We start from the raw sequence: 505 nt of genomic DNA, 5'->3' as shown, positions 1-505 counted from the left end.
CACCTCGTGCTCACCGGCCGCCGCGGCGCGAAGGCGCCCGGCGCGGTCGAGCTGGCCTCGGAACTGTCCGCCCTCGGCGTCCGCGTCACCCTCGCCGCCTGCGACGCGGCCGACCGGGACGCCCTCGAAAAGGTCATCGCGGCCATCCCGGCGGACCTGCCGCTGACCGCCGTGGTGCACGCCGCCGGCACCGGCCAGAACGGCCCGATCCCGGCGATCACGCCCGGGGAGGTGACCGCGGTGCTGGCCGGGAAGGTGGCCGGCGCACGGCACCTCGACGAGCTGACCCGCGACCGCGACCTGGACGCGTTCGTCCTGTTCTCCTCGATCTCCGGCGTGTGGGGCAGCGGCGAGCAGGCGGTTTACGGTGCGGCGAACGCGTTCCTCGACGCGCTCGCCGAAGAACGCCGTGGCCGCGGGCTCCCCGCGACCGCGATCGCCTGGGGCCCGTGGGCGGAGTCCGGGATGGCCGCCGACGACGACGCGGTGCGGATGCTGCGCGGGC

1 protein-coding gene is annotated in these 505 nt (G+C 76.4%); it reads left to right on the top strand.

The annotated features are described in order from the left end of the window. The coding region (locus G3I65_RS03035) for an SDR family NAD(P)-dependent oxidoreductase (protein WP_160694516.1) at positions 1-505 on the top strand (505 nt) is incomplete at both ends.

This window comes from Amycolatopsis sp. SID8362, assembly GCF_010550475.1.
GTDB lineage: Bacteria > Actinomycetota > Actinomycetes > Mycobacteriales > Pseudonocardiaceae > Amycolatopsis > Amycolatopsis eburnea.
Note: the sequence above shows the minus strand (reverse complement) of the source record. Positions and strands in the feature narration are given on the sequence as shown.